The 26197-nt window shown below is 72.5% G+C and carries 32 protein-coding genes; 19 read left to right on the top strand and 13 right to left on the bottom strand.

Annotation, left to right across the window (positions count from 1 at the left end):
• The first annotated feature begins 78 nt into the window (after positions 1 to 78).
• Positions 79 to 576 (top strand): hypothetical protein, encoded by a 498-nt coding sequence (locus FFG40_RS10935; RefSeq protein WP_138803193.1) that lies wholly within the window; start codon positions 79 to 81, stop codon positions 574 to 576.
• Between the two features lie 25 nt (positions 577 to 601).
• Here FFG40_RS10935 and FFG40_RS10930 read toward each other — a convergent pair whose 3' ends face one another.
• Positions 602 to 943 (bottom strand): hypothetical protein, encoded by a 342-nt coding sequence (locus tag FFG40_RS10930; protein WP_138803192.1) that lies wholly within the window; start codon positions 941 to 943, stop codon positions 602 to 604.
• 506 nt (positions 944 to 1449) lie between these two features.
• On the opposite strand from FFG40_RS10930, the gene FFG40_RS10925 reads away from it, so the two are divergent.
• Positions 1450 to 2607 (top strand): glycosyltransferase family 4 protein, encoded by a 1158-nt coding sequence (locus FFG40_RS10925; protein WP_138803191.1) that lies wholly within the window; start codon positions 1450 to 1452, stop codon positions 2605 to 2607.
• A 165-nt stretch (positions 2608 to 2772) separates the two neighbouring features.
• On the opposite strand, the gene FFG40_RS10920 is transcribed toward FFG40_RS10925, so the two are convergent.
• Positions 2773 to 3441, bottom strand: a complete 669-nt coding sequence (locus FFG40_RS10920) for an ArsR family transcriptional regulator (RefSeq protein WP_138803190.1) — start codon at positions 3439 to 3441, stop codon at positions 2773 to 2775.
• Positions 3442 to 3666: 225 nt separating this feature from the next.
• Here FFG40_RS10920 and FFG40_RS10915 point away from each other — a divergent pair, with 225 nt between their 5' ends.
• Positions 3667 to 4059, top strand: a complete 393-nt coding sequence (locus FFG40_RS10915) for an arsenate reductase ArsC (protein ID WP_138803515.1) — start codon at positions 3667 to 3669, stop codon at positions 4057 to 4059.
• Here FFG40_RS10915 and FFG40_RS10910 read toward each other — a convergent pair.
• Positions 4037 to 4837, bottom strand: coding sequence for an alpha/beta hydrolase (locus FFG40_RS10910; RefSeq protein WP_138803189.1), 801 nt, complete (start codon positions 4835 to 4837; stop codon positions 4037 to 4039). The genes FFG40_RS10915 and FFG40_RS10910 overlap by 23 nt on opposite strands.
• 2 nt (positions 4838 to 4839) lie before the next feature.
• Positions 4840 to 5367, bottom strand: coding sequence for a phenolic acid decarboxylase (locus FFG40_RS10905; RefSeq protein WP_138803188.1), 528 nt, complete (start codon positions 5365 to 5367; stop codon positions 4840 to 4842).
• A gap of 63 nt (positions 5368 to 5430) precedes the next feature.
• On the opposite strand from FFG40_RS10905, the gene FFG40_RS10900 reads away from it, so the two are divergent.
• Positions 5431 to 5901, top strand: coding sequence for a MarR family winged helix-turn-helix transcriptional regulator (locus FFG40_RS10900; protein WP_111022953.1), 471 nt, complete (start codon positions 5431 to 5433; stop codon positions 5899 to 5901).
• A 240-nt stretch (positions 5902 to 6141) separates the two neighbouring features.
• Entirely contained in the window at positions 6142 to 7095 is a 954-nt protein-coding gene (locus tag FFG40_RS10895) for a nuclear transport factor 2 family protein (RefSeq protein WP_138803187.1), read from the top strand.
• A gap of 31 nt (positions 7096 to 7126) precedes the next feature.
• Here the strand turns inward: FFG40_RS10895 and FFG40_RS10890 are convergent, their stop codons facing one another.
• Complete coding sequence (locus FFG40_RS10890; protein ID WP_138803186.1) at positions 7127 to 7705, bottom strand: GrpB family protein; 579 nt, start codon at positions 7703 to 7705, stop codon at positions 7127 to 7129.
• A 58-nt stretch (positions 7706 to 7763) separates the two neighbouring features.
• Positions 7764 to 8954 carry an MFS transporter gene (locus FFG40_RS10885; RefSeq protein ID WP_138803514.1) on the bottom strand — a complete coding sequence of 397 codons (1191 nt, stop codon included), beginning with the start codon at positions 8952 to 8954 and terminating at the stop codon, positions 7764 to 7766.
• A 133-nt stretch (positions 8955 to 9087) separates the two neighbouring features.
• On the opposite strand from FFG40_RS10885, the gene FFG40_RS10880 reads away from it, so the two are divergent.
• From FFG40_RS10880 to arr, 5 genes are all read left to right on the top strand, one after another.
• Entirely contained in the window at positions 9088 to 9930 is an 843-nt protein-coding gene (locus FFG40_RS10880; RefSeq protein WP_138803185.1) for an SDR family NAD(P)-dependent oxidoreductase, read from the top strand.
• A 73-nt stretch (positions 9931 to 10003) separates the two neighbouring features.
• Positions 10004 to 10852: an alpha/beta fold hydrolase gene (locus FFG40_RS10875; RefSeq protein WP_138803184.1), complete on the top strand. Its 849-nt coding sequence runs from the start codon at positions 10004 to 10006 to the stop codon at positions 10850 to 10852.
• Positions 10845 to 11417 carry a TetR/AcrR family transcriptional regulator gene (locus FFG40_RS10870; RefSeq protein WP_138803183.1) on the top strand — a complete coding sequence of 191 codons (573 nt, stop codon included), beginning with the start codon at positions 10845 to 10847 and terminating at the stop codon, positions 11415 to 11417. The genes FFG40_RS10875 and FFG40_RS10870 overlap by 8 nt, the downstream gene beginning before the upstream one ends.
• Positions 11414 to 11806 carry a hypothetical protein gene (locus tag FFG40_RS10865; protein WP_138803182.1) on the top strand — a complete coding sequence of 131 codons (393 nt, stop codon included), beginning with the start codon at positions 11414 to 11416 and terminating at the stop codon, positions 11804 to 11806. Before FFG40_RS10870 ends, FFG40_RS10865 begins: the two co-directional genes overlap by 4 nt.
• Before the next feature lie 20 nt (positions 11807 to 11826).
• Entirely contained in the window at positions 11827 to 12249 is a 423-nt protein-coding gene (arr, locus tag FFG40_RS10860; protein ID WP_138803181.1) for an NAD(+)--rifampin ADP-ribosyltransferase, read from the top strand.
• 6 nt (positions 12250 to 12255) lie between these two features.
• Here the strand turns inward: arr and FFG40_RS10855 are convergent, their stop codons facing one another.
• Positions 12256 to 13560, bottom strand: a complete 1305-nt coding sequence (locus FFG40_RS10855) for a glutathionylspermidine synthase family protein (protein ID WP_138803180.1) — start codon at positions 13558 to 13560, stop codon at positions 12256 to 12258.
• The gene (locus FFG40_RS10850) at positions 13560 to 13922 is read right to left on the bottom strand and encodes a tRNA-dihydrouridine synthase (RefSeq protein ID WP_260678862.1); all 363 of its coding nucleotides are present in this window, start codon (positions 13920 to 13922) and stop codon (positions 13560 to 13562) included. Before FFG40_RS10850 ends, FFG40_RS10855 begins: the two co-directional genes overlap by 1 nt.
• 133 nt (positions 13923 to 14055) lie before the next feature.
• Between FFG40_RS10850 and FFG40_RS10845 the strand changes: the two genes are divergently transcribed.
• Together FFG40_RS10845 and FFG40_RS10840 are read left to right on the top strand one after the other, a co-directional pair.
• Positions 14056 to 14562: a hypothetical protein gene (locus FFG40_RS10845; protein ID WP_138803178.1), complete on the top strand. Its 507-nt coding sequence runs from the start codon at positions 14056 to 14058 to the stop codon at positions 14560 to 14562.
• Positions 14563 to 14693: 131 nt separating this feature from the next.
• Positions 14694 to 15221: a hypothetical protein gene (locus FFG40_RS10840; RefSeq protein ID WP_138803177.1), complete on the top strand. Its 528-nt coding sequence runs from the start codon at positions 14694 to 14696 to the stop codon at positions 15219 to 15221.
• Positions 15222 to 15266: 45 nt separating this feature from the next.
• Here FFG40_RS10840 and FFG40_RS10835 read toward each other — a convergent pair whose 3' ends face one another.
• A complete protein-coding gene (locus FFG40_RS10835) occupies positions 15267 to 15920 on the bottom strand; it encodes a TetR family transcriptional regulator (RefSeq protein ID WP_138803176.1) in 654 nt (217 codons plus the stop codon).
• Positions 15921 to 16105: 185 nt separating this feature from the next.
• Here FFG40_RS10835 and FFG40_RS10830 point away from each other — a divergent pair, with 185 nt between their 5' ends.
• The 4 genes from FFG40_RS10830 to FFG40_RS10815 all read left to right on the top strand — a co-directional run bounded on the left by FFG40_RS10830 (position 16106) and on the right by FFG40_RS10815 (position 19882).
• Entirely contained in the window at positions 16106 to 16603 is a 498-nt protein-coding gene (locus tag FFG40_RS10830; protein ID WP_138803175.1) for a hypothetical protein, read from the top strand.
• A gap of 3 nt (positions 16604 to 16606) precedes the next feature.
• The gene (locus FFG40_RS10825; RefSeq protein WP_138803174.1) at positions 16607 to 17431 is read left to right on the top strand and encodes a hypothetical protein; all 825 of its coding nucleotides are present in this window, start codon (positions 16607 to 16609) and stop codon (positions 17429 to 17431) included.
• 168 nt (positions 17432 to 17599) lie between these two features.
• Complete coding sequence (locus FFG40_RS10820; protein WP_138803173.1) at positions 17600 to 18724, top strand: tyrosine-protein phosphatase; 1125 nt, start codon at positions 17600 to 17602, stop codon at positions 18722 to 18724.
• 138 nt (positions 18725 to 18862) lie between these two features.
• On the top strand, positions 18863 to 19882 hold the full coding sequence (locus FFG40_RS10815) for a LacI family DNA-binding transcriptional regulator (RefSeq protein WP_138803172.1): 1020 nt from the start codon (positions 18863 to 18865) through the stop codon (positions 19880 to 19882).
• Positions 19883 to 19981: 99 nt separating this feature from the next.
• Here the strand turns inward: FFG40_RS10815 and FFG40_RS10810 are convergent, their stop codons facing one another.
• The 3 genes from FFG40_RS10810 to FFG40_RS10800 are packed head-to-tail and all read right to left on the bottom strand — an operon-like array spanning position 19982 to position 22747.
• Positions 19982 to 21292, bottom strand: a complete 1311-nt coding sequence (locus FFG40_RS10810; protein WP_138803171.1) for a HAMP domain-containing sensor histidine kinase — start codon at positions 21290 to 21292, stop codon at positions 19982 to 19984.
• A gap of 50 nt (positions 21293 to 21342) precedes the next feature.
• Entirely contained in the window at positions 21343 to 22026 is a 684-nt protein-coding gene (locus tag FFG40_RS10805; protein WP_138803170.1) for a response regulator transcription factor, read from the bottom strand.
• Position 22027: 1 nt separating this feature from the next.
• Positions 22028 to 22747, bottom strand: a complete 720-nt coding sequence (locus tag FFG40_RS10800) for a VIT family protein (RefSeq protein ID WP_138803169.1) — start codon at positions 22745 to 22747, stop codon at positions 22028 to 22030.
• Between the two features lie 124 nt (positions 22748 to 22871).
• Here FFG40_RS10800 and FFG40_RS10795 point away from each other — a divergent pair, with 124 nt between their 5' ends.
• The 3 genes from FFG40_RS10795 (at position 22872) to FFG40_RS10785 (ending at position 25167) form a co-directional block, all read left to right on the top strand.
• Positions 22872 to 23336 carry a DUF2231 domain-containing protein gene (locus FFG40_RS10795; RefSeq protein ID WP_138803168.1) on the top strand — a complete coding sequence of 155 codons (465 nt, stop codon included), beginning with the start codon at positions 22872 to 22874 and terminating at the stop codon, positions 23334 to 23336.
• A 158-nt stretch (positions 23337 to 23494) separates the two neighbouring features.
• Positions 23495 to 24145, top strand: coding sequence for a 2'-5' RNA ligase family protein (locus tag FFG40_RS10790; RefSeq protein WP_111224541.1), 651 nt, complete (start codon positions 23495 to 23497; stop codon positions 24143 to 24145).
• A 2-nt stretch (positions 24146 to 24147) separates the two neighbouring features.
• Positions 24148 to 25167: a LacI family DNA-binding transcriptional regulator gene (locus FFG40_RS10785; protein WP_185974161.1), complete on the top strand. Its 1020-nt coding sequence runs from the start codon at positions 24148 to 24150 to the stop codon at positions 25165 to 25167.
• Between the two features lie 84 nt (positions 25168 to 25251).
• Here FFG40_RS10785 and FFG40_RS10780 read toward each other — a convergent pair whose 3' ends face one another.
• A complete protein-coding gene (locus tag FFG40_RS10780) occupies positions 25252 to 26130 on the bottom strand; it encodes an inositol monophosphatase (RefSeq protein ID WP_138803166.1) in 879 nt (292 codons plus the stop codon).
• Positions 26131 to 26197 lie beyond the last annotated feature (67 nt).

Below are 26197 nucleotides of genomic sequence, written 5' to 3'. Positions count from 1 at the left end.
CGCCGGGCCTCCCGTCCGTCGTCGGGGGACGCTCCTGGCTGGGTCGCCGCCCACCGGGGTCGGCCTACGTTCAGCGCCATGTCCACGCGAGCGAAGACCGTCACGGCGCTGTTCGGCGCCGCCACCGTAGCCCTCCTGCTCACCGCCTGCGACCCCGGCGGAGCGCAGAACATCAACCCCGTCGGCAAGGTCCCCGGCTCCGAGGAGAAGTCCCAGTCGGCCCAGTGCGACGTGGCCGCCAGCGCCGCCGTCGACATGATCGACAAGGCGGTCGGGTCGCACGACACCACCGAGTTCGCGAACATCCAGAAGGGTGACGGCGGCTGGTACCTCGGCGCCGCGATCGTCCCCGCGGACAGCAACGACTCGAACGACGACGAGGTCACCATCTGGGCGACCACCGCCGACCCCACGGCCGACGACTTCGACGGCCCGCTGTACGCCGTGAACGACGTCGCCAAGCAGGCCGTCGCCGACGAGACGACCACGACCTCGGACGCGCCGACGCCGTTCGCCGACGCCTCGAAGGCCGCCCAGCAGGTCGAGAGCTGCGTCGTCGAGGCGTCCGACCGCTAGTCGTCGGACACCGTGTCGTGGCCGATCAGTCCTTGGGCTGGTCGGCCACTTCCACGTCCACGTGGTAGTCGTCGCCGCCGTCGGTGCTGATCGTCGACACCGAGTCGTAGACCACGTCGTAGCCGGCCGTGTTCACGTCGCAGTGCACCTCGGCGCCGTCCTCGATCGCGATGTCGTCCGCACCGCAGTCGACCTCGGGCGTCGCGTCCGAGACGTCGGCCAACGCGTCGACGACGACGCGTTCGAAGGCGTCCGGTGTGACGGTCCGTGACGCCGACGACGATGCGGTGCACCCGCTGAGCGTCACCGCCAGGGCGATCGTCGCGGTGAGCGTCGAGAGTGCGGTGATGGCGCGCTGGTGCTGCATGGTGTCCCCCGTGGTCCCCTGGCCGCTGCTCGCCCCGAGATCGGGGACCGGCGGTCCCTCGACGATAGCGGGATGGTGCGAGGACGTCTGCCACGAGTTCGGGTCAGGAGCAGACGTCCTCGCGCTACGACGCCGTCGGGTTCGACGCGGTGGTCATGACGAGGCCAGCCCGGGAACAGGGGGCTCGGGCACCCGCCGGTAGGGTCCGGCGGGGTAGCTTCCCGAGACTGTACGACGACCACGGCTCAGACGTGTACAGCATCCGCCGGAACCGGACAGTCTCGTCCGTCCGCCGCCTTCGCCCGGACTGAACGTCCACTCGACGAGTCGTGAAGGCCCGCTCAGCAGCACGTCGTTTCACTAGACGATCGTCTTCTGAACGCCTACGGTTCCCAGCACCCCGTCCCGCTCCCGAACCGTGAGAGACCGCATGCGCAGCCCCCGCCAGACCACCCTGCTCGAGACCGGCCGCTGACGTGGCGCCGGCGAAGGCGACCGTCCTGCTCGTGAGCGACTTCCCCCTGTCGGCGATGCGGGGTGAACGCGCCGCGCTGGTCGAGCAGGCGAAGGCCTTCGCCGAGTCCGGTCACGTCGTCTGGGTGGCGACTCCGCGGTCGAGCGAGACCGCGGAGCTGCGGAGGCACGGCGTCCGCCTGTTCGAGGTCGAACCGTCGATCAGCGCCCCGGAGAGCGACCTGCCGGTGGTCCGCAACTCGGTCCGTGTCCGCCGGTGCCTCGGTACGCTGATGCTCGAGGAACGGATCGACCTCGTCGTCACCCACTCGGACTTCGGCCTCGCCGCGGCGGCGCTGACCACGGCGCGGTCCCTCGAGCTGCCGACGATCCACACCGTGCACGGTTCGGCGCCGGTCCGGGGCCCGACCGCGGCGGCGATGGCGCCCCTCGCACGGCACGCGCACCGTGTGGTGACCGGCATCCGGCCCACACGGCACCGCTTCACGGGGCACCCCATGGACGACGCGCGCCGCAACATGGCCGTGGCCGTCTGCGGGGCGGCCGACGTCGTCGTCACCCCGACGACACGACAGGCACGTGCGCTGCGCGAGGCCGGCGTCGGCCCGGTCCACGTCGTGCCCAACGCCCTCGGTCGCCGGGCGGTCGAACCGCCACCGGCGCCGGAACTCGGCCCGCTCCGGCTCGTCTGGGCGTCGCGGTTCACCCCGGACAAGCGCCTCGACGTCCTCCTCAACGCGATCCGGCTGGTGGAGATCCGACTCGGGGCACACGCGGTGCGGGTCGACGTCGCCGGCGGGACCGTCCCCCCGACCCGCACGCCGGTGTCGGTCCGCGTCCACGGCCGCCTGTCGTCGCAGGCTGTCCACGACCTGCTGCTGTGCGGGCACGCGGCGGTGGTCTGCTCGCTCGAGCACGACGGCCAGCCGATGACCGCGCTCGAGGCGTTCCGCGACCACCGTCCGGTCATCGTGTCCGACATCCGCCTGGCGAGCGAGTTCGGCTCCGCCGCCGTCCTGACCGACGACGAGACCGCGTTCGGGCTCGCCACGACGATCATCGAACTCGCCTCGGACCGGACGCTGCTGCAACCGCACACCGCCGCCGCGGTCGAGCACGCACGGCTCGCGACCGCGGAGCGCCACACCGATCAGGTCCTCCGGTTGGTCGCCGGCAGCCGCCGGTCCTGAGTGACGGCTCCCCCGGGAGCGCACACAGCCCTGGGCGCACCACGCGACGGAAGGGAGGCACGGTGCGGGCCCGCCCCGTGCCTCCAGTCCGCAGGCGGTCGAGCAAGGAGAACGCCCCGATGAGGAGGGGGGATCTCATCGGGACGTTCCGTTCGTGGGGCCGCGTCAGGCGGCGAGGCGCGCAGCGAGCGCGGTGGCGCGGGCCCGGAGGTCCGCAAAGGTGGCCTCGTACGCGTCCGGCGTACCGACGCGCGAGGGGTTCGGCAGCGACCAGTGCAGGCTGTCGCCGTCGTCGATCGACTCGTGCGCGCGGTCGCAGACCGTGACGACCAGGTCGCCGTCGGCGACGAGGTCGCGGAAGGCACGCGGGACGTGGCGGCCGAGGTCCAGGCCGTGGCGTTCCCCGACGGCGACCGCCCCGGGGGCGATGGCGGCTGCGGGACGCGTCCCGCCCGACAGCGAGCCGATCTCGCTGACCTGCGCCCAGACGCCCGCGGCCAGCGGGGAGCGCGCGGAGTTGCCGGTGCAGACGAACAGCACGCGGGACACCGGGCCCGGCACCGCTGCCGAACCGTGCGGGACGCCGCTCGGTTCGAGGTGCAGGTAGCTGCGGCGACCGTCGCCGTCGGAGCGGCGTCGTGTGACCAGACCGGCCTGCTCGAGGACGCGCAGGTGGTGCGCCAGGAGCGGCCCGGAGATCCCGAGGGCGGCCCGCACCTCGCTCGGGCTGGCGTCGGACGCGGCGAGCAGGTCGACGATCGCCAGGCGGGCGACGTCGCCGAGGGCCGCGTGCTGCCCCGCACGCCGCTCGAGGTCCTGCCGCCGGGTGTTCATCGGTTCAATGTTGACTGAACCATCTGCCGTCGTCAAGATGAGCGGGTGACGACGAGCCCCGAGCCCCTGCGGTCGTCCGCGGTGCTGCTCGTCGCCTTCGCCCTGCTGGTGTCGGGCACGCCCGACATGGCCCGCGCCGGGCACCCGCTGGTCCACTCCCCCGTGGGCCGTCGTCATCGGAGCCGGCCTGCTCGGCGTCGCCGTCCTCTGATCGGAGCACCCCGCATGCCCACCGTCCTGTTCGTCTGCGTCCACAACGCCGGCCGTTCCCAGATGGCCGCCGGCTTCCTGCAGCACCTGGCGGGTGGCCGCGTCGACGTCCGGAGCGCCGGCTCCGAACCCGCCGACCAGCTGAACCCCGTGGTCGTCGCGGCGATGCTCGAGGAGGGCATCGACATCCGGAACGAGCAGCCCGCCCTGCTCAGCACCGATGCCGTCCGCGCCGCCGACGTCGTCATCACGATGGGGTGCGGGGACGCCTGCGCGGTGTTCCCGGGCAAGCGCTACGAGGACTGGGAACTCACCGACCCCGCCGGGCTCGACCTGGACGCCGTCCGGCCGATCCGCGACGACGTGCGCGCGCGGGTGCAGGACCTCATCGCCCGGACCGCTCCCTGACGCGGTCGAGCAGGCGGCCGACGAGCTGCTCGCGCCACGGGACCGACGACCAGGCGTGGTCCGCACCGTCGACCGCGGTGAACGTCGCCCCGCTGAGCAGTTCGCCGTAGCGCCGGCCGTACTCGACCGGGACGATCTCGTCGGCGGTGCCGTGCAGGACGTCGACGGGTCCGTCGTACCCGCGGGCCTGGGCGTACACGTCGAGTCCGTCCCGGACCTCGTCGATGAACCCACGCCCGAGGGCTGTGCCGCCGAAGTCGAACCAGCCACGGTCACGGACGGGTGCGAGCGGCTGGCCCTGGATGGTGTCGTGCACGGCGATGTCGTCGACCACGACCCCGGCCGGCGACCACAGGGTCAGGCTCCGGACCAGTTCGGGGACCCGGGCCGCCGCCATCGCTGACTCGACGGCACCCAGGCTGTGGGCGACGACGTCGATCGGTGCCCCCTGGTCGACCGAGAACGCCCGGATCATCGTGACGACCTGCTCGACCTCGTCGCCGATCGAGATGTCCGCGAACCGTCCGTCGCTCGTGCCGTGCCCGAGACGGTCGTAGGAGCGGACCGTCAGACCGGTGTCGGTCAGGGCCGTCGCTGCCTGCACGAAGAGCTGGCGCGGACCGATCGACGAGTCACCGAACCCGTGCACGAACAGCACCGCGCCGCCGGCAGACGCGGGCGCCGACGCCGGGCGGTACTCCCACCCCCGGAGCGCCCCGCCCCGGTGCTCGAGCCGGATGCTCGTCAGGGCACGCTCCAGCGGACGTTCCGCGGTCATGCTCAGTTGCTCCGGTCGGCGAACCCGGCCGGCAGGTCGGCGGGCGCAGTGTCGACGACGGTCTCGTCGTCCTGGCCGACGAACTCGAACAGGGTGATGTGGGCGAACTCGGGGACGACGTAGATCGGGTAGGTGGGGCCGGCGTCGCGGTACTCGCGCATCCGGTCCAGGTGGTCGTTCTGGAACAGCACGGTCTTGCTGCCGTCCTCCTCGACCCAGTGCGGGAAGAAGATCGTGCCGTGCAGCACGCGCTCCCCCGGCACCACGGTCACGACGACGCTCGTGCCGGTCGGCTCGTTCCACGACACCTTGTAGACGCCGGCGGTGAGCACCACGAGGTCGACCTGCTGGTCCTTGACCCAGCGCCCGCCGACCATGCCGGAGTGGATGCGGTAGTCGATGGTGGTGGCGTTCTTGACGTACATCTCGTACTGCCAGCCGTTGGCGTACGTGTAGATGAACCGGTGTCCGACGATGCCGGAGAGGTCCTGCGGCGGGACGGGCTGTGCGACTGAGGTGGTGATCGTCATGCACCCATCCTGCGCCAAACATAGTTTTGTTGCAAACCTTTTTCGAAGACCTAAGCTGAGGACATGGGCAGCGAGCACGACACCGCAGGACTCCGGGACATCGCCCGGCGGCTCAGCGACCAGGTCGGCCCGTTCCGCCGCACCCTGCTGAACGCATCACGCCGTGACGGTGCGCTGCCGGAACTGCCCGACGCCCAGATCGAGGTCCTGCGACGCCTCGACGAGGCCGGGTGGCTCACGCCGACGGCGCTCGGCCGGTCCCTCGGCCTCGCCCGCTCCACGGTCAGCAACCTCGTCACCGCGATGGAACGCGGCGGGCTCGTCCACCGGCGGCTCGCCACCGGTGACGGCCGCAGCACCGAGATCGCCCTGACCGAGCTCGCGTCCGAGCGGCTCCGGGTCTACGACGCCTCGGCCGAGCACGTCCTGGTCGGCGCGCTCGAACGCCTGGGCCCGGACGGGGTCGACGCGCTGCGCGCCGCGTTGCCCGTGCTCGCCGAGCTGCGTCTGGCCATCGACGAGTCCGGCGCGTAGGGATCGGCTGACAGTGTGCGTGAGCCGTCCCACAGGTCCGGCTCGTCGATCACCAGCGGGAACGGGTCACCCTGGCAGCGCGCGCACAGCCCACCCTGGAGGCGCGCACCGCGACTGAGAAGCCGGTCACGGTCGCAGCGCGTGGCGGCTCCACGGCGCGCGCCGGCCCCCAGGGTCCGGTTCCATCGTTCTGCCGTGCAGACGACATCACTTCTCCCCATCATCGCCAAGGCGTGTGCGGTGGCAGCTCCGGTCGCCATCGCCGTGTCGCTCGTGGCCGGTCCGGCCGTGGCGGCACCCCTCCACACCTCCACCTCCGACACCACCGCGACCGCCGCGCACCACACCGTGGCCCGTGCTGCGCGGACGACCTCGGGCGGCACGGCCGTGTCTCGGCTCGATCGTCGCGCCGAGCAGCGCAACGAGGCCACGGTCCGGCACCTGTTCCGGTGCGCGTTCCGGTCCCCCGGGTCCGCGACGGCCCGTGCGGCTGCCCGGACCGCCGTCGCGACCGGTGCCGTCGCCCACGGTGCGACGAGCGCCTCGGGTCCGTCCGCGTTGCTCGCCGAGTTCACCGCGGACCGCTCCCGGGTGCCCGGCGCCCACGCCGTGATCAAGCACGTCGCCGGGGACGCGGACCTGGTGGCCGTGCACTGGCAGATCACCGCGAAGCCGACGGACGAACGCACCGGTGACGCCGCCGTCGACCTGTTCCGCATGCGCGACGGGCGCATCAGCGAGTGGTGGGCACTCCGTCAGACGGTGCCGACGGGGACCCCGGCCAGCGGCAACACGAACAGCATGTTCAGCGACCTGTACCCGGCCGCGAAGCGTGACCGTCACCTGACCGAACAGCAGGAGGAGCACAACCGGGTGCTCGCCGTGACCGCGTACGACCGACTGTTCCGCGACCACGACGTGTCCGTGCTGGACGAGGAGTTCGACCCGGCGTACCTGCAGCACAACTCGGTCGCCGCGAACGGCACGGCCGCGCTCAAGCAGTTCTTCGCCGGCAGCGCCGCGCAGAGCCTGCCGAAGCAGGAGTCCGTCATCTCGCTGGCCGACGGCGACCTGGTGTGGACGTTCTCGAAGCCGGTCGGGGCGAAGGCCGACGCACCGTTCGGCGCGGCCGACCTGTTCCGGGTCGACGGCAACCTGATCCGCGAGCACTGGGACGTCGTCCCGACGAGCTGAGGCTCGGCAGCGGGAACCGGAGCCGCGCGTCTCAGGACGCGCGGCTCCGTCGTGCCCGCTCCTTGATCGCGGTGATGACGGCCGTCTTCGCCTCGGCGTAGGCGTTCATGTCGTCCCAGCTCCGGTCGAGCAACTCCCGCTTCGTCCGTTCGTACAGCGCGCGGTCACGGGCGTCGGCACGCAGGTGGTCTCGGAGGAGCAGGTACTCGTCGACCGCCGTCGCGCCCCGCTCGTAGACGTGCACGTGGACGTCGCGGGCCGGCGTCCGGACCAGGCGGTGGCCCGGCTCCCGCACACGGAGCTCGTACCCGGCGGCGAGGAGCTGGTCGAGGTAGGTGGCCTCGGCGGTGACGTCCGGGACGGCGACCACGATGTCGACGATCGGTTTCGCGGCCAGGCCGGGGACGGCCGTGGAGCCGATGTGCTCGACGACCGGGGCGTCCGTGCCGGAGCCGGGGAGGGCCTCCAGGATGCGTCGCCGGTGGTCCGCGAAGACCGCAGCCCACCCGCTGTCGGCGGGCTGCAGGGGCACGGTGACCGGTTCCGGCCCGCCGATGATCTCGATGGTCGTGACGTCCGGGCGGGTGGGGTCCTCGTCGTGGTGCTGCACCCGGACATGATCGCAGCCGGCGGTGGCGGTGGCTTTCGCGGTCGCGGTCGCGGTCGCCTCAGAGCTTCGCGGGGAACGCCGAACCGCGACCGATGACGGTGAGGATCGCCGCGACCGCCCCGAACACGATCATCACCACGGCGAGCACCAACCCGTCGAAAGCAGTCAGCAGGGCGGCGCCGAACAGGCCGGCCGCGAAGATCGCGATGTTGAACGCGACCGGAAGGAACGCGCTCGCGACGTCGGCGTCCTCGCCGCCGGCGGTCGTCAGGGCGGCCTGCAGCTGCGTCGACGAACCGCCGAAGCCGACGCCCCACAGGCCCGCGGCCAGCAGGACCGCGACCGGCGACGTGTGGCCGACGAGCAGCACCACGCCGGCCAGGACGAACAGGCCGACGCTGCCGTGCAGCAGGGGTCGTGGGCGCCGGTCGAGCAGGGCACCGGTCACGACGACGCCGAGGATCGCGGCGATCCCGTAGACCAGCAGCACCAGCCCGGCGCTCAGTTCGGTGCCGGTCGCCCGCAGGTACGGCGAGATGTACGTGTAGATCGTGTTGTGCGCCACCATCCACGTCGCGATCACGGCGAGGATGACCGCGATGCCGCGGATCCGGAACACCTTCACGACGGACAGCTTCGCGGCGCTCGTCTGCCCCGGAGCGTCCGGCACGAACAACGCGATCAGCGCCAGGACCACCACGCCGACCACGCTCAGCCCGATGAACGACGACCGCCAGCCCAGGGCGTCGCCGATGAAGGACCCGAGCGGGGTGCCCAGCGCGAACCCCACCGGCGCGCCCGTCGAGACGATCGCGAGCGACACCCCGGCGAAGCGGGCCGGGCTGATCCGCCGGGCGTAGGTGGCGAACATCCCCCAGATCGTCCCCGACATCACGCCGGCGACGAACCGCGTGACCAGGGCGACCGCGACGTTCGGCGCGAACGCGGTCAGGGTGTTCGCAACGAGGAGCACGGCGATGGCGGCGACGATGAGCGGCTTGCGGCGGAAGCCGCGGGTCAGGGCGATCGCCGGGACCGTGGCGATGACCGTCCCCATGGCGTACGCGCTGACGAACAGGCCGACCGTGCCCTCGCTCGTGCCCATCCCGTCGGCGATCGCAGGCAACAGCCCGGCCGGCATCGTCTCCATGGCGACGAGGAGGAACCCGATCGCGGCGAGCAGGGCGAGCGGGAACCAGGGCAGTCGACCGTCGGTGGCCCGGTCGGTCGTGGGGAGGTCGGAGGTCATCGTGGTCACGGACCGACGGTAGGGGCATCGTCCGGCGGACAGGGAGGTTCTGCAGGACCCCGTTTCGCCGGAGCCTCACTGGGCGGGCGGCGGTGGGACTTCGATGGTGGTGTCCACGAACGAAGGGAACACCATGACCGGAACCAGCACCTTCCTCATCACCGGCACGAGCCGCGGGATGGGCACCGACTTCGCCCGGGCGGCCCTCGACGCCGGGCACCGAGTCGTGGCGACCGGACGCGACCCCGAGCGGGTCCGCGCCGTCCTCGGCGACCACGAGCACCTGCTCGCCGTCGCGCTCGACGTGACCGACCCGGAGTCCGTCCGGGCCGCCGTCGACGCCGCGACCGACCGCTTCGGCGGCGTCGACGTCCTGGTGAACAACGCCGGGAGCTTCCAGGCCGGGTACTTCGAGGAGATCTCGGCCGAGCAGTTCCGCGCGCAGATGGAGACGAACTTCTTCGGAGCGCTCGCCGTGACGCGCGCCGTGCTCCCGGTCATGCGACGGCAGCGCTCCGGGCACGTCATCAGCATCAGCTCCACCGCGGGCATCGTCGCCGGCGCCGGTGGGAGCGCCTACTCGGCGTCGAAGTTCGCGCTCGAGGGCTGGATGGAGGCCCTGCACGACGAGGTGGCACCCTTCGGCATCCACACCACCGTGGTCGAGCCCGGCTTCTTCCGCACCGACCTGCTGGCCGAGGGCGACTCGACCTTCTGGGGCGACGTCGCGATCGACGACTACGCCCCGCTCTCCGCCGGGTCGAAGGAGTTCTTCCGCGGCATGCGGGGCAACCAGTCCGGCGACCCCGCGAAGCTCGCGCAGGTGCTGCTGACGCTGATCGCGATGCCCGAGCCGCCGCTGCGGTTCGCCGCCGGCGCGGACAGCGTGGCGGGGATCGTGCAGAAGGGACAGCAGCTCGTCGAGCAGGCGCAGGCGTTCCCCGAGCTGTCGACGACGCTCGACCTGGATGCGTGACACCTGCCCCTTGCCAACGTCGGCTACGGGTATTAGCCTTCGAGTTACTACCCGTAGCCGAAGGAGCCACGACATGCTCGAACACCTGGACACCGAGGGCGGCATGATCGCCTACGACCTCTCCGGAACAGGGCCGCTCGTGGTCCTCGCCCACGGCATGGGCGACAGCCGGCACGCCTACCGATTCGTCGTGCCGGAGCTCGTCGCGGCCGGCTACCGGGTGGCGAACGTCGACCTCCGCGGCTGCGGCGACTCGAGCACCGGGTGGGCCGGCTACGAGCGCGCCGACATCGCACGCGACCTCGTCGCCGTGGCCCGCCACCTCGGTGGCCCGGCCGTGGTCGTCGGGCAGTCCATCAGCGGCGGTGCGGCGACGATCGCCGCGGCGACCGCCCCGGACCTGGTCGCGGGCATCGTCGAACTGGCGCCGTTCACGCGCAAGCAGTCCGTCGACCTGGGCGGACTGCTGCGCAACCGCCGACACCGCGCCGGCACCGTCCAGCTCGCGCGGGTCATGACGAGCGGCAGCCTGCCCGGCTGGCTCGCGTACCTCGACATCGCGGTGCCCACCAAGCCCGCCGACTGGGCGACGGAACGCAGCCGCATCGAGACGACCCTGCGGCAACCGGAGCGGATGGCGGTCCTCCGCGCCATGACCCGCACGTCACCCGCCGACGCCGGCGAGCAGCTGGGTGCCGTCCGGTGCCCCGTGCTGGTCGTCGAGGGCAGTGCCGATCCGGACTGGGCCGAGCCCCGCGCCGAGGGCGAGCGGATCCTCGCCGACCTGCCGGACGGCCTCGGCGAACTCGCCGTGATCGACGGTGCCGGTCACTACCCCCACACCGAGACGCCGTCGGCGCTCCTCGCCCTGCTGCTGCCGTTCCTCGCCCGCACGCTGCCCGTCGCAGGTCCCGTTGCCTAGGGCGGGGCTCGACCCGGCGACCGTCACCGAGGCCGCGGCGACGCTGGCCGACGAGATCGGCCTCGCCCAGCTGAGCATGAGCGTCGTCGCCGATCGCCTCGGGGTGAAAGCGCCGTCGCTGTACAAGCACGTCGACGGGCTCGGCGACCTCACCCGCAGGATCGCGATCCTCGGCGCGAACGAGCTCGGTGACGCGCTCCGCGACGCCATGCAGGGGCGCAGCGGTCGGAGTGCGCTCGAGGCGGCGGTGCAGACCGTGCGCCGGAGCGTCCAGGAGCACCCGGCGCGGTACCAGGCGGCCGTCAGCATCCGTCCGACCGGCGCCGAGGACCCCCTGGCGATCGCTCTCGGCCGCACCCTGGCGTCCTTCGCCGCGGCGCTCCGCGACTACCCGCTCGACCCGGCCGACGAGGTCCACGCGCTCCGGGTGCTCCGCAGCGTCCTGCACGGGTTCGCGACGATCGAGGCGTCCGGTGGGTTCCAGATGGACACGGACGTGGATGCGAGTGCCGCGTGGATGGTCGACTTCCTGGATCGTGGCTTCCGTGCCGCGACGACACGGTGACCGCATCCACGGCGGCGCACCCGTCGAGGCCCGTCGGTCACGACCCGCTCCGTGGCGGCCTGCGGTTCCTGGCGGAGCTCGTCGCGTGGGTGGCCGTTCCCTGGGCACTGTGGCCCCACTCGCCGGTGCTCGCGATCGCCGCCGTCCTGGTCCTCGTCGTGCCGCCGGCGGTGTTCGGGACCCCCGGTGACCGACCCGGCGGTGACCCGCCGGTCGCGGCGCCGGGAGCGGTCACGATCGCGTCCGTCCTCGCGCACCTCGTGGGGGCGGTCGCTGCGGCCTGGATCCTGTGGCCGACGGCGGTCGCGATCGTCGTCACCGTCCTGTGCGTCGCCGTCGTCGTCTCGGAACAGCCGCGGTGGCGCGCGCTGGTCGGACACGGGCACTGAGTCGTTCGTAGGCTGACGCCATGGCAGCAGCAGACGAGACCGGTCCGTTCTGGCACGGCACCGTGGCGGTCCTGCGACCCGGGGATTTCCTCTCCCCCGGTTTCCGCTCGAACTACCGCCCCGACGTCGTGATGAACCACGTGTACTTCACGGCGACCCGCGACGGAGCCGGGCTCGCGGCCGAACTCGCGGCCGAGCTCGTACCCGGCGACCGTGAGCCGCGCGTGTACCGTGTCGAGCCGACCGGTCCCTTCGAGGACGACCCGAACGTGACCGACAAGAAGTTCCCCGGCAACCCGACCCGGTCGTACCGCAGTGCCCTCCCGCTCCGCGTGGTCGGCGAGGAGACCGGGTGGACACGGCTCACCCCGGAGGCGTTGCGCCGGTGGCGGCAACGGCTCGTCGCGCTCCCGCCCGAGGAACGCGGCGAGATCGTCAACTGACCGGCGTCAGGCCGCGATGAGGTTCGGGGCGAACCGGCACCAGTAGTCCGTGATCGGCCCGTCGGACTCGCGGATGCCGACCCCGAAGGACTCGCCGCCCACGATCCACGACCCGAGCACCGGGTGGTTGTGCCCGTTCGACCCCGGGAAGTCCGGGAGCTCGTGGTACTGCTGCCACACGCGTTCCGCGCCGGTGCCGGCACGCCGGTACTCGCGACCGTTCGTCGTGACCGAACCGTCGGCTCGGTGCACCGCGATGCCGTCGCCCTCGCGCCCGAACACGGGCTTCACGACGAAGTCGCGCATGCCGTTCGGACCGTCCGCGAAGGCCGGCAGCAGGTTCGGGTGGCCCGGGAACAAGCGCCAGAGCGCGACCAGCAGCAGCTTGTTCGACAGGAACATCTTCCACGCCGGCTCGTACCAGCGGCCGAGCCGCCCGCGGTCGCTGACCAGGAAGGCGCCGAACTCCTCGTCGCCCTGCGCCCGGTCGTCCCCGGAGACGAGGTCCTCCCACGGGTACAGCTTGAAGAGGTTGCGGATCACCGGGTACTGGGTCCCCGGCTCGTCCCCGGGCAGCGTGAACACGCTCCGCGACGAACCGACCGGCTCCTGGTCGCCGACGAACTGGCGGGCCGTCGCGTGCCAGCCGATGTCCTTCATCTCGATGCCGGTGTGCTCCCACCCGGCCTCCCCCGCCAGGTCGCGCATGTAGGCCACGGTGTCCCAGTCCTCGCCCGCCGTGTCGAGGTCGGAGTGCGCCACGAACAGTCGACCACCGTCCTCGGCGCGCAGGGACTCGTGCAGCAGTGTCCGCCAGCGCGCCACCATCGCCTCGTGGATGCCGTTCCACTGGTCGGTCTCGGCGGACAGTTCACCGGTGGCGAGCCGGTCCTGCATCCAGTGCCACTGCGTGACCGATGCCTCGATCAACCCGGTCGGGGTGTCCCCGTTGTACTCGAGCATCTTGGCGGGTGAGCCGTCTCCGGCGGAGGCCAGGTCGAACCGCGCGTACAGGTCGGGCTCATCGTGCTCGAGCGACCAGGCGGCGAGGTCGAACCCTGCTCGCGTCAGGCCCAGCGTGCCGAGGGCACCGGTGGCGAGGTACCGCGCGGCTTCGAGGCACATCCGGTGCAGTTCCTCGGTCTGCCGCTCGAGCGCCTCGACCTCCGGCAGCGTGAAGACGTACGCGGCGGTGTCGTTCCAGTACTCGACGGGCGTGCCGTCGTCGCGGACGGACCGCGAGTAGATCAACCCGGTCTGCTGGATCCGGCGCCGCCAGTCCGGACGCTCGGGGAACTCGATGCGCTCCATCAGCCGCCGAACCCACCGTGTCCGCCGAAGCCGCCCTTGGTGACGGAGCTCCCACGGGACGAGACGCCGGACTTCGCGGTCTTCCCGGCGGGCAGGGCGCTCGTGCCGCCGGAGACCGCATCTCCCACGCCGGGAACCCTCGTGGCACGGTTGGCGAAGAGCGGCAGGAAGTACCAGCCGGCGTGCCCGCCGTGGTTGTTGCAGTCGTCGTCCGGCAGACGCTTCTCGGTCGCGTTGTCGCGGCAGATCTTCGCGTAGTCGCTGTCGACGCCGGCTCCCTCGCCGCACCCGGTCAACGACGCTGCCAGGGCTGCGACCACCCCGATGGAGACGACACGGGAAGCACGGCGACGAACACTCACGAAGGGGAACAGTACCGCTCACCACGGACCCGTGTCCGCGTCGGCACGTCGGCCAGCGCAGACGATCGTCTGGCGAACCGGTAGCGTGTGCGGTGGCGGCACCCGCCGCACACCGTCCACGAGAGGGTCGACCATGTCGCGGAGCACCGATCGGGTCCGGGTGGCACCGATCGCCCTCGCCGTCGGGGTCGCGGCGCTCGCGGTCACCCTCGCGCTGCCCGCGCCGGCCGCGCCGGGACCCGAGGCGCTCGGGGTGGGGGCATCGGGCGCGCTCGGCACCGCACTCGGCGCGCCGCCCGCGGCGAACAGCACGCACCGGTTCGCGATCAGGCCTCCGCGGACGGTCGGCACGGAGCGGGTGGTGCGCGTCCGGTTCGCCGGCTCGGGGAGGCCCGGCGCCGTCGTGGTCGTCCACTACGCCGCCCCGGAGAGCCAGGTCGCGACCGTCCACGTCGCGGAGGTCGGGCCGGGCAGCAGCACCGTCGGCCCGACCGGCCGGTTCGCCTTCACCGCGGCACTGCCCGAGCTGCCCCGCGACGCCGACCGAGCGTCCTGGAGCGCCCTGCTGATCGACCCCGCGTCGCTGGCCGTCATCGGCCGCGTCGAGGGCGTCCACCTCGTCGAGCAGACCGACCCCTGACGCCCCGCTCCGTGGCCCCGCTCGATGAGAGGGCGCGCAGGGTGCTGGCCGCCGCACCATCCTGCGGTTACGTTCGCTAGACGAACGTCTGGCCAGCAGTCAGCGGCGAGACCTGACCACGAGGAGCCCCCGTGTCGACACCCCACCGCACCCCGTCATCCCGACCCGTGTCCATCGCACTCGGGGCCGCGCTGCTCCTGGCCCTCGGCCTCGCCGGCTGTTCCACGGCCGGGTCCGCGACACCGTCACCCTCACCGTCCCCCGCCGCGCAGGGCGACGCACCCGCGACGACCGGCTCGTCACCCTCGGTCGACGTGACCGTCGCCGCAACGTCGCTCGGCACGGTCGTCGTCGACGGCAAGGGCATGACCGCCTACTACTTCGACGCCGACGTCAAGGACTCCGGCACGAGCACCTGCACCGGTGGATGCGCGACCGCGTGGCCCGCGATCGAGGCGACCACCACGACGCCGAAGGTGTCCGGCATCACCGGCACGGTCGGCACCATCACGGGCGTCGACGGCGGACGGCAGATCACCATCGACGGTCGGCCGATCTACACCTTCGTCGGGGACGAGAAGGCCGGCGACGTGACGGGTCAGGGCGACAAGGGCGTCTGGTACGTCGTGAACCCGGACGGGACCGAGCAGAAGAAGTAGACCGGAGGCCCCGGCGGGACGGCAGACATGCCGGGACCGCCGGGGTCAGTTCTCGGCCAGGCCCGGGTCCCCGCCCACCCGCACGGGCTCCACCCGCTCGAGCAGCGCGTGCACGCCCGGCAGTCCGAGCCCGGTGAACAGCGCCGCCCACAGGTCACGGAGCTGCCCCTCGGTGTCCCGCGTCAGCCGCACGCTCGTCCGGGCCCACATCACCCCGAAGGTGGACGTCAGCACCAGATCCGCCGCACGTGCCCACTCGGGATCGGTGTCCGGGCCGACACCTCCGCTCGAAGCCGACAGGTGCCGACGGACGTAGTCATCCCAGGTGAAGACCCGCGGGATCACCTCCCCCGCACCACGGAGTTCGTGACTCAGCCGGATGGCCCCGGCCGCCACCGAGCACCGCATCGCGTCCGAACAGGCGGACGTCAGCATGACGAGCAGGTGCTCGAGCCCCGCGGGCTGCGTGATCCGCGAGTCGATCGCCGCCCAACGCCCCTGCTGCCGCTCGATGACCGCGAAGGCGAGCTCGTGCTTGGACGAGAACACGTGGTAGCCGATCGCCGACTTCGGCCGGTCCATCGCGGCGGCCACCCGTGCGAACGAGGTCCCCGCGTAGCCGTGGCTCGCGAACTCGGACGCAGCGGCCTCGATGATCTGCTCGCGGGTCTTGGTCTTCGCCTGCTGCCGCTGGTTCATCGCACTCCTCGGTCGGGCCTTCGTTCATCATACGAACGTCTGACCAGGCATGGGCAGTGGTCACACCGGGGGCGATGCCTCTGATCTCCTCAGGTTCACTGTTTCGCTAGACGATCGTCTGACGCGTTGTTAGCGTTCACGCACACCGAGCCGCCCGGCCGCACCGCCACGAACCGAGGAGTCCCATGCGTTCCACACCGTCCACCCACCGCACCCCGTCGGTCCGCCGACTGACCGTGCTCGCGACCTGCGTCACCCTCGGCGGTGCGCTCGCCGCCGGCGTCCTGGTGCCCGCGCAGGCCGGAGCTGCCACGATCTCCCACACGGCGCATGCCCCACACACCTCGACCCGAGCTGCGTCCGTGGCGTTCACCGCGAAGACCCACGGCGGGCCCGACCGGAAGAGCTTCACCGGCATCACCTTCGCCGGGACCGGGAAGCCCGACACCCTGGTCATCGTCTACTACGACGCACCGGGCAAGCCGCGGGGCCTGTTCAACAAGCACATCGCCGAGGTCACCTCGGGGGACGACGTCGTCAGCGCCAGCGGCCACTACCGCTTCACCGCAGCGTTCCCGGACCTGCCGCGCGGCACCACGACGCTGCACTGGCACGCCCGTCTCAGCGACCCGGACACCCTGTCGGTGATCGGACGCGTCAACGGCACCCGCACGCTCGGCTGACCCGTGACCCGCCACGCGCACCCGGCGCTCGTCCGCGCCCTGGCCGTCGCCGTGTCCCTGGCGGCCGTCGTCGGGGCCACCCTCACCTGGGCTCCGTCGGCCTCGGCCACCACGAGCGACCCCGACCGGGTCGCAGCGCCGATCATCGCCGGCACCGAGGTCGGGGTCCCCGGCGGCACCTGCACGGTCGGTGCCGTGCTGGCCGCGAAGGGGTTCCGCAGCCAGTTCACGCAGTACCAGCGGGCGACCCGGTGGGTCGTGCTCGCGAAGCACTGCGCGCCGCTGCAGGCACCCGTGCAGCTCGACGGTGCGACCGTCGGCAGCGTGGTCTGGCAGTCCGCGGAGTCGGACCTCGAACTCGCGGTCGTCCCGCCCCTGGCGTGCACCCGGGCCCGGGCGGCGACCGGGTCGTGCGACCCGTCCGTCGCGACCTGGACGCCCCGGGCATCGGGTCGCGTGTTCACCCGGGTCGGCGGGGTCCTGGCACGTCCCGCCGTGACCGGCATCGGCCAACCGGATGCCGCTCCCTTCTGCACCAGCGGGGCGTCGAGCGGGCTGCTGTGTTCCTGGACGTCCACACGTCTGCCGGCAGCGAGCCGTCCCGGCGCGCAGCACCTCGCCGCCGCGCGCGCCGGCGCCGGCATCGAGCCGGGCGACGCGGGCGGACCGGTGATCAGCACCACGAACCGGCTGTTGGGGATCATCTCGGGCAGCACGACGGGGGCTGCGGGCGCGACGGGCAGCACTGGCTCGACGGTGCTGCTCTACACGCCCGTCCGGCAGGTCCTGACCGAGCTGTTCCGGTACCGGCTGGCCCCGGCGTCCTGAGCCGCTGGCCGCTGGGTGGGCGACTGAGCGCTGCCTCATGACCCGGACACGCCCCGGCCACCTCGCCGCCACACCGCCGACGACCCGCGCCGCGATCATGCGGGGAGCCGGACGCCACCACGTCCGGCTCCCCCGACCCCCGGGTCCTGATCAGATCGAGGTTGCCCCGTGTCCCCGCTCCGCCGCTCCCCACTCACCCATTCCCCACTCACCCGCTCCCCGCGCACCACCCGCGTCGCAGCGACCGCCCTCGCCGGCTTGGCCGTCGTCGCCTCCGCCGCGTTCTCCGTCACGGCAGCCCACGCCGACGACACCCTGCAGCCGGCCTTCACCGCCGCCGACCACCCGATCACCGACGTCCCCGGGCTGGTCAACGGCCGTGAGCTCGCCGCGGTCCACGGCCGGTCTGGTCAGACCGTGAACGCCCCGCGGCTGATCCGCTCCGAGTCACTCGACAAGATCACCGCCGCCGGGGCCACGACCCTGGCCGACGAGTACCACGTCGACCTCGTCGTCGACCTGCGCACCCCGTCCCAGATCGCTGCGAAGCCGGACGTCGCGATCCCGGGTGCGCGCCACGTCGACATCTCGATGTTCGGCGCGGACGGCGACTACAGCGACGACAGCGACGACAGCGACGACAGCGCGATGTACCACGACCTGGTCGACAAGGGCCGGGTCGACCAGGCGACACCCGGGTCGATGATCACCGCGTACCGCCGGGTGCTCCGGATCCTCGCCACGCACACCAGCGGCACGGTCCTGATCCACTGCTCGCACGGCATGGACCGCACCGGCACCGTCGTTGACCTGCTCGACAGGGTCCTCGGCGTGGACAGCGCGGACATCCTGCACGATTACCTGCTCTCGAACACGCAGCTCGGGGTGACCTGGGCCACACCGCAGCTGCTGCAGGGCACCTTCGAGCAGGACATCGCGACCGAGTACGTCGGCATGGGCTCGTACCTGACCGACACGATCGGCGTGACGAAGCACGAGGCCGCCGCCCTGCGCGAGCGCTTCCTCGTGTCGAACGACCCCACCGTGTCCTCGATCACGGTCGCGGGCGTGCGCGTCCACCTGCCCGCCGCTGCCTCGTCGCACGGCGCGACGGTGACCGCCCCGGTCCGGACGCTGCGGGCCTCCGACGTCCACGTGCACACGACGAACCCGAACGCGGTCGCCGCAGTACACGTGTCCGGGCGGACGGCACGCATCACGGTCACCGCCCAGGACGGCACCACGACCAAGGGGTATCTCCTGACGGTCCGTCGCCCGGCGACGAAGCGCTGACCCGGCACCCACGCCGACCGCCCGCGCGCCGCGCCGGGTGGTCGGCGTGACCAACTGTTCACCACCACCGTCGCCCGGTCCGGGCGTCCCTCCGGCTACCGTGACAGTCGTGCAGTCCTCCAGACAACGGCGCCCGCGGTGACCGGACACCCCGCCGTCCCGACCATCCACGACGTCGCCGCCCTGGCCGGTGTGTCGAAGTCGGTCGTCTCCCGCGCCCTCGCCGGCGCGTACGGCGTGGCTCCGTCGACGACCGAGCGGGTCAAGCGGGCCGCGCTCGACCTCGGATACGTCGCGAACGCGAACGCCCGCGGCATGTCGGCACACCGCACGCACACGCTCGGGGTGTTCGTCCGCGATGCCTCCACCCCCTTCTACGGGCACCTGCTGACCGCGTTCCAGCTGCAGGCCGCGGCGCGCGGGTACCGCGTCGTCACCGCCACCGGTGCGGGGTCGTTCCCGGTCAGCGAGGAACGCCGGGCGCTCGAGACCCTGGTCTCCCTGCGCGTCGAGGGGCTCATCGTCTGCAGCGGCGCCCTGCCGATCGCCGACGTCCTGCCGTTCGCCCGGCGCATCCCGACCGTGGTCTCCGGGCGCCCCGAGACGAACGATGTGGTGAGCAGCGCGTACTGCGACGAACGCGGCGGTGGACGCGGCCTCGCCGACCACGTCGCCGACCTCGGACACCGTCGCGTCGCCGTGCTGACGGTCACACCGTCCGGGTCACTGACGCAGTCGGCACGCACCGACGCGATGGTGCGCCGGCTGCGTGCGCGCGGCGCCGAGGTGCTCCGGATCCGCTCCGAGGACCACGGAGCAGATCCCGAGGACCTCGACTCGTTCGTCGAGCAGGTCCTGCGGGCCGGCGGTGTCACGGCGATCATGGCACCGAGCGACCGCTGGGCCGTCGGCGTGCTCGAGTCGATGCGCCGCCGCGGCCTCCGAGCACCGGACGACCTGTCGGTCACGGGCTACGACGGGGTCGCCCCGCTCGCCACCGAGTTGCTCGGCATCACCTCGTGGCGACAGCCGCTCGGCCTGATCGGGCGCCTGTCCGTCGACGACGTGGTCGACCAGATCGACGGCCGCTCGACGGGCGTGACCCACAACGCGGTCGACGGCACCCTGGTACCGGGCCGGACCGCCGCCCGGGTCTGACCCCCTGGCAGAACGCACCCCGGGCCTGCCCGGCCCGCTCCTCAGCCGCGACGTTCGGTCGTTCGAGAGTCCGAGTGACGATGTGGTCGGCGAACACGGTCAGCACGCGGGGAGCGTGACGCTGGCGACGGCACCCCCGGAGGGGACGTTGCGGAGGTCCGCCGTCCCGTTGGCACGTTCGGCGATGCCTCGTACGAGGGAGAGCCCGAGTCCGCTCCCGCCGAGGACGGCACGCCGTGCGCTGTCCGCCCGGGTGAAGCGGTCGAAGGCCTGTGGGAGGAAGTCGTCCCGGACGCCGGGTCCGTCATCGACGACGCGCAGCTCGAGCCGCCCGTCGGCGGACTGCTCGAACGTGACCCGGATCACGCCGCCGTCCTCCCCCGCTGCGATCGCGTTCGCCACGAGGTTGTCGACGACCCGGGCGAACGCCGCGGGCTCGATCCCGTAGTGCTCGTCCGGCGCAGTCAGGCGGACGGCGAAGTCGATGTCGCGCAGACCGACGGACGAGACGGCGCGAGCACGGTCGATCGATCCCATGAGTTCCGTGACGAGCGCAGCGACCGGCGTCGACGGAACGGCGCCGCCTTCACCCAGTCGACTGAGTTCGAGCAGGGCGTTCGCCAGCGCGACCAACCGGGCGGCATCGCTCTCGGCTGCGCGCAGCGCACGTTCGAGGGCCACGGCATCGCCGGACGAGCGATGCGCGAGTTCGAGCCGCGCGGTCAGTGCCGCCAGCGGCGTGCGGAGTTCGTGGCTCGCATCGGAGACCATCCGCCGCTCACGCTCGGTGTTCTCACGCTGCCGGTCGATGAAGGTGTTGAGGGTCCGGGCGAGTGCCGCGAGTTCGTCGTCGGACGCCCCGACGGGCAGGTGTCCACCACCGTTCCCGGCACTGAGGTGCTCGGCGATCCGGCGCATCCGCCCCACCGGGCGGAGGGCGAGCGTCGACAGCAACCACGCCGTCGCGGCGAAGGCGAGCAGCGCCAAGACCGTGCCGACGACCAGTGACCGGTCGACCCGCGCCACCGTCTCCTCTCCGGCCCGACCGTCGTGCGCGGCCCAGACGACGAACGACCCGGCGGCGTTCCGCACCGGCACACCGACGACCGTCACGACCCGGAGCGCGGTGTGGAGCCGCAGCGTGTCGCCGTCGTCCGGCACCGTCGAGGGCAGCGCCGCACGGACGTCGCGCGGCAGGGAGTCCACGACCCATCCGCCGGACGACGACCGAATCCCGACCAGGACGTCCTCTGCCGGACGGTCCGGCGCCTCGTCCGGGTTGCGCCGGAGATCGGAGACGAAGGGCGCGGCGTCACCGGAGGCGAGGGACCGGTCGGTCGCGAGCGTCGCGCGTTCGATCTGCACGTGCAGGACGACCGCGACCCCGGAGAGCACGACTGCACCGACCATCAGACTCCCGAGGGTGATCCGGGCACGGATCGACAGACGGCGCAGGAACCTCACCTCGCCGACACGACCTCGAGGGCGTACCCCACGCCGCGCACCGTCCGGATCACGACGTCAGCGCCCGAGGCCTGCAGTTTCTTGCGGAGGTAGCTGACGTACTGGTCGACGATGGTCGGATCGAAGTGCTCGGGGCTCCCCCAGACCTCCTCGAGCACCTCGGTTCTGGTGCGCGTGTCAGGGGCGCCCTGGATCAGGAACCGCAGCAACGAGAACTCCTTGACGCTCAGCGGCAGGTCCCGCCCGCGCACCGACGCACGCACGGCCAGGGTGTCGAGCCGCACCGACCCGGCCTCCACGATGGTCACCCCACCCGCGGCGTGACGCCGCAGGTGCGCCCGGATCCGCGCGTTGAGCTCGGTGATCGCGAACGGCTTCGTGAGGTAGTCATCCGCCCCGGAGTCCAGCCCGAACACCCGGTCGTCGACGGCGTCCCGTGCGGTCACCAGGATCACCGGGAAGTCCTGGCCGAGCTCACGGAGCCGCCGACAGACCTCGAAGCCCGTCATCCCGGGCAGCATGACGTCGATCGCCGCCGCCTCGAACGACTGGGCCCGGGCCTGGACGAGTGCGGCGATGCCGTCGGTCACGACCGTGACCACGTGTCCTTCACCGGTCAGGCCGCGCTCGACGAGGGCACCCATCTCCGGGTCGTCCTCCACCACCAGGATGTTCGCCATCTCAGACGACCCCGCTCGTGCCGAGCAGGGCCCCGATGACGAAGGTCGCCGCGAGGGCCAGGGCTCCACCGACGACCACCCGGGCGGTGGCGCGGCGCAGCGAGCCTCCGCCGATGCGGGCTCCCGTCGCTCCGGTCAGGGCCAGCGCGAGGAGGACGACGACGAACGTCGCGGGCACCCGGATCGCCTCCGGGAAGAGGAGGATCGCCAGGAGCGGAAGGAGCGCACCGATCGAGAACGCTGCGGCGGATGCGAACGCGGCGTGCCACGGGCTGACCACCTCGTCCTCGTCGATCCCGAGTTCGGTGGTGAGGTGTGCGGCGAGGGCGTCGCGCTCGGTCAGTTCCGAAGCCACCTGTTCGGCCGTTGCTCGTCGGAGACCGCGGGCCTGCCAGAGCTGCGTGAGCTCCTCGAGCTCGGCGGCCGGGTCGTCGGCCAGTTCGCGGCGTTCCTGCTCGATGAGGGACTGCTGGCTGTCCTTCTGGCTGCTCACCGACACGTACTCGCCGAGCGCCATCGACACCGCGCCGCCGACGAGGGCCGCGATGCCGGCCGTCGCGATCGCCGGCACGGACGACGAGGCACCGGCGACGCCGACGACGATGGAGGCCGTCGACACGATCCCGTCGTTCGCGCCGAGGACTCCGGCGCGCAGCCAGTTCAGACGTGCCGCGACGTCGCCGGTGTGCGCTTCTCCGGCGTGCGGCTCCGCGGTGCTCATGGTCTCAGCGAACCATGTCCGGGACGCCCTGTTCGTGTGAGGTTTCGAACGATCCGAGCCGCCAGATCCTGTTGTCTGGTCGAACCGCGCCTGCACCGTCGGGCGCTCGACGTGAAAGGCCGTCATGGACTGGCAGTTCGGCGGGATACCGCTCCACCCCCTCTTCGTCCACCTGACCTCGGTCGCCGTCCCGGTCGCGGCGTTGACCGCGATCGTGGTCGCGGTGTGGCCCGCGGCACGACGGTGGCTCGCAGTCGGCGCACCGATCATCGGCCTCGTCGCCCTCGTCTCGGTCCCCCTGGCGACGTCCTCGGGTGAGTGGCTCGAGCGCCGAGAGCGCGAGAGCGCACTGCTCGAACGGCACACCGAACTCGCCGACGGCCTGCTGCCGTGGTCGATCGCGGTCTTCGCGCTCCTGCTGCTGTGGTGGGCCTGGCACAGGTTCGCGACCGACCGGGTGACGAGTGGCGGAGCGCTGCGCGCGGTCGCGGTCGTGGGTCCCGTGCTGCTGCTCGCCGCCGGCGTCGTTTCGATGATCGAGGTCATCGTCATCGGACACGCGGGCGCCGCGTCCGTCTGGAAGGGCTGACCGCACGGACCGGGACGGCACCTGCTCGGCGCCGCCGACACCCATCGTTCACCGTCCCGCCACGGACCGACGGGTGATACCCGGGCCCGTCCGGTCGATCATGGGGAACGTTCCCGACCATCGGGAACGTTCCCCATCGACCGACCACGGACGGACCCATGCCCCAGAACGTCACCGCCAAGCTGCCGCGCGACCCGAGCGACCCGTACCGCCACGGCATCTACCTGCGCCCGGACGCCCGCACCTGCCGAGCCGTCACGGTCGTCACCGACCAGCTCCGCGCGCAGTACGGCCTGCTGTCGGCCGGCGCCTTCCCACCGCACGCCACACTCGTCGGCAGCCAGCCGTTCGGCAGCCACGAGGACCAGGTCGTCGCGGCCGTCACGGCGCTGCTCGACAGCCGACCGGCGTTCGACGTCCACAACGCCGGCGTCCGTGAACAGGGCATCGGGTTCGTCTACGACGTCGCGACCCGACCGGACGGCTCGCACAACGACGACTTCGTCCGGCTCGCCGCCGACATCGAGGCCGTGGTCGCACCGTTCCGGCAGCCGATGCAGGTCCCGCTGGCGAACGACTACGACCCGGAGCAGTACCGCGCGCACCTCTCCCTCGCCTCGCACGACCTGTACGGCCGGCCGGACCTGCACGACGAGGTCGGCGCGTACATCCGCGAGCTCGACGTCGACGTCCCGACCGGGTTCCGCGGCGACACCGTCGTGCTCTACCGCACCGCGAGCCCGGACTGGTCCGGTCGCTGGTGGCAGACGATGACCTGGGAGCACGTCCACACCTGGAAGCTCGCCTGACCGTGGCCGCGACCCTCCGCGACGTCGCCGAGCGGTGTGCCATCTCGCGATCGCTCGTGTCACTCGCCCTGCGGGGCGACGACGGTGTGTCCCGACCACGTCGGGAACTCGCGGTGCGGACGGCGGACGAGCTGGGCCTCCCGGTCGGTTCGCTCGCCAGGCGGCGCGCGCAGGGCGCGCCGCTCGTCCTCGGGGTGGTCGTCACCGAAGCCGCGAACCCGTTCCACGACGAAGCACTCCGGAGCGCACGCGCGACCGCGCGGACCCTCGGGTTCGCGCTCCGCGTCGTGGACGGGTTCCGTGACCCTGCCCGGTTGGCCGACGGCCTGGAGGCCCTGCACGCCTCCCGCGGATCGGCCGACGGTGTGCTCGGGGTCGCGGTCCTGAGCAGTCGGCTCGCCCCGGGACGGCTCGCTGCGGTCGCGCGCGACCTGCCGGTCGCGGTCCTCGGATCGAGCGGCTCGACTCTCGCCGGTCTCGGACTCGACACCGTGCGTGCCGACGAGGAGTCGGGCATGCGGGCACTGGTGCTCCACCTCGCCGCACTCGGGCACCGACGCACGTGCTTCGTGGCGGAGTCCGGCCACGCGTCGACGACCCGTCGTGCCGTCGCGCACGCCGCGGTCACCGCGCAGCTCGGCGCACCGGGCGAGCACCGCGTCGACGACGTCGAGGCCCTGGCGGCGGACCCGGCACGGATCGCGCGGCACCTCGGTGACGGGGTGACGGCCTTCGTCGCGACGAACGACGCGACCGCGGCGCGGCTCGTGTCGATCGCCGACGGCGCGGGGCTCGCGCTCCCCCGGATGGCGGCGGTGACCGGGTTCGACGGCACCGGTCTCGGCGAACGGCTCGACCTGACGAGTGTCGACCAGCCGCGCGTCCGGATGGGCGCGCGGGCGATCGAACTCGTGGTCGAGCGGCTCCGGGGCCGCCGCGGCGACCGGCACGAGGTGCTCCCGACACGCCTGCTGCCGCGTGGGTCCACCGCGCGGGCGGTCGCCGGGCACCCGCTCGGCTGACCGCTCGCGTCGCCCGCGCCGGGTCGCTCGGCGGGGCAGACCGACGGGCGGGCCGGCGGGCCGACTGGCGGCCCGGTCAGCGGCTCAGTCGGCGACGGTCGTGGCCGACAGCTCCTGCACCCGGCGCACCAGCTCGGCGTGCGATCCGCCGGCGCCGGCGGCGACGTAGTCGTCCGCCAGGTGTGGGCGGTCGACGGCTCCACCCCGACGGAAGCCCCGGAACCACCCACCGGCGCGCTCGAGCACCAGCGCTCCGGCGGCGACGTCCCACGGATGCGTGGCGAAGCCCATCGTGGCGTCCGACCACCCGGCGGCGACGTGCACCAGGTTGAGGGCGCCGCTGCCGAGGCTGTGGTGGTGGCGGTACCGGAGCGTCAGGTCCCGCAGCAGGTCGAACGCCGCGGCCTCGCCCAGCAGGTCGAGGTCCTGCTGCACCGGGAAGCTCGTCAGGACCGTCGCGGCGTCGTCCGGCCCCGACGACGAGTGCATCGGCGCACCGTCGAGCCAGGCGCCGACGTCGTCCGCCGCGAACACGTGGTCCGCGACCGGGTCGAAGACCACCCCGGCGACGACCTCACCGTCGACCTCGGCCGCGATCGAGATGCACCAGTACGCGAGTCCGCGGGCGAAGTTCGCGGTGCCGTCGATCGGGTCCACGATCCACCGCACCACGGGGTCCGCGGAGCCGTCTTCCCCGGTGGTGCCGGTGGTGCCGGTACTGCCGGTGGTGCCGGTCCTGCCGGTTTCTTCGCCGAGGACGACGGAGCCGGGCACGGCTGCGGTGAGCACCGCCGTGATCGCCTCTTCCGCCGCGCGGTCGTGCAGGGTCACCACGTCGTGCGCGTCGCGCTTCGTGCTGATCGTCATCGGGGCGCGGAACACGGCGAGCAGGTCGGGCGCGACGGCGCGCGCGGCCTCCTCGGCGATCGTCCGGAGTGTCTGGGGAGCAGGAACGGTTCGCATGGTCCCCGGTTCTACGACGTCGAGGCCACCTGGACGGCGAACCCCGCCGGTCGACGGACCGAACCCG

This window comes from Curtobacterium sp. KBS0715 (genome assembly GCF_005938005.2).
GTDB lineage: Bacteria > Actinomycetota > Actinomycetes > Actinomycetales > Microbacteriaceae > Curtobacterium > Curtobacterium flaccumfaciens.
This window is presented reverse-complemented; position numbering and strand designations above follow the sequence as displayed.

Excerpts from the sequence above, each read along its gene's own strand:
- FFG40_RS10935 (WP_138803193.1), top strand. The coding sequence starts at position 79 with ATGTCCACGCGAGCGAAGACCGTCACGGCGCTGTTCGGCGCCGCCACC.
- FFG40_RS10930 (WP_138803192.1), bottom strand. The coding sequence starts at position 943 with ATGCAGCACCAGCGCGCCATCACCGCACTCTCGACGCTCACCGCGACG.
- FFG40_RS10920 (WP_138803190.1), bottom strand. The coding sequence starts at position 3,441 with ATGAACACCCGGCGGCAGGACCTCGAGCGGCGTGCGGGGCAGCACGCG.
- FFG40_RS10915 (WP_138803515.1), top strand. The coding sequence starts at position 3,667 with ATGCCCACCGTCCTGTTCGTCTGCGTCCACAACGCCGGCCGTTCCCAG.
- FFG40_RS10910 (WP_138803189.1), bottom strand. The coding sequence starts at position 4,837 with ATGACCGCGGAACGTCCGCTGGAGCGTGCCCTGACGAGCATCCGGCTC.
- FFG40_RS10905 (WP_138803188.1), bottom strand. The coding sequence starts at position 5,367 with ATGACGATCACCACCTCAGTCGCACAGCCCGTCCCGCCGCAGGACCTC.
- FFG40_RS10900 (WP_111022953.1), top strand. The coding sequence starts at position 5,431 with ATGGGCAGCGAGCACGACACCGCAGGACTCCGGGACATCGCCCGGCGG.
- FFG40_RS10885 (WP_138803514.1), bottom strand. The coding sequence starts at position 8,954 with ATGACCTCCGACCTCCCCACGACCGACCGGGCCACCGACGGTCGACTG.
- FFG40_RS10880 (WP_138803185.1), top strand. The coding sequence starts at position 9,088 with ATGACCGGAACCAGCACCTTCCTCATCACCGGCACGAGCCGCGGGATG.
- FFG40_RS10875 (WP_138803184.1), top strand. The coding sequence starts at position 10,004 with ATGCTCGAACACCTGGACACCGAGGGCGGCATGATCGCCTACGACCTC.
- arr (WP_138803181.1), top strand. The coding sequence starts at position 11,827 with ATGGCAGCAGCAGACGAGACCGGTCCGTTCTGGCACGGCACCGTGGCG.
- FFG40_RS10855 (WP_138803180.1), bottom strand. The coding sequence starts at position 13,560 with ATGGAGCGCATCGAGTTCCCCGAGCGTCCGGACTGGCGGCGCCGGATC.
- FFG40_RS10845 (WP_138803178.1), top strand. The coding sequence starts at position 14,056 with ATGTCGCGGAGCACCGATCGGGTCCGGGTGGCACCGATCGCCCTCGCC.
- FFG40_RS10835 (WP_138803176.1), bottom strand. The coding sequence starts at position 15,920 with ATGAACCAGCGGCAGCAGGCGAAGACCAAGACCCGCGAGCAGATCATC.
- FFG40_RS10830 (WP_138803175.1), top strand. The coding sequence starts at position 16,106 with ATGCGTTCCACACCGTCCACCCACCGCACCCCGTCGGTCCGCCGACTG.
- FFG40_RS10810 (WP_138803171.1), bottom strand. The coding sequence starts at position 21,292 with ATGGTCGGTGCAGTCGTGCTCTCCGGGGTCGCGGTCGTCCTGCACGTG.
- FFG40_RS10805 (WP_138803170.1), bottom strand. The coding sequence starts at position 22,026 with ATGGCGAACATCCTGGTGGTGGAGGACGACCCGGAGATGGGTGCCCTC.
- FFG40_RS10800 (WP_138803169.1), bottom strand. The coding sequence starts at position 22,747 with ATGAGCACCGCGGAGCCGCACGCCGGAGAAGCGCACACCGGCGACGTC.
- FFG40_RS10795 (WP_138803168.1), top strand. The coding sequence starts at position 22,872 with ATGGACTGGCAGTTCGGCGGGATACCGCTCCACCCCCTCTTCGTCCAC.
- FFG40_RS10790 (WP_111224541.1), top strand. The coding sequence starts at position 23,495 with ATGCCCCAGAACGTCACCGCCAAGCTGCCGCGCGACCCGAGCGACCCG.
- FFG40_RS10780 (WP_138803166.1), bottom strand. The coding sequence starts at position 26,130 with ATGCGAACCGTTCCTGCTCCCCAGACACTCCGGACGATCGCCGAGGAG.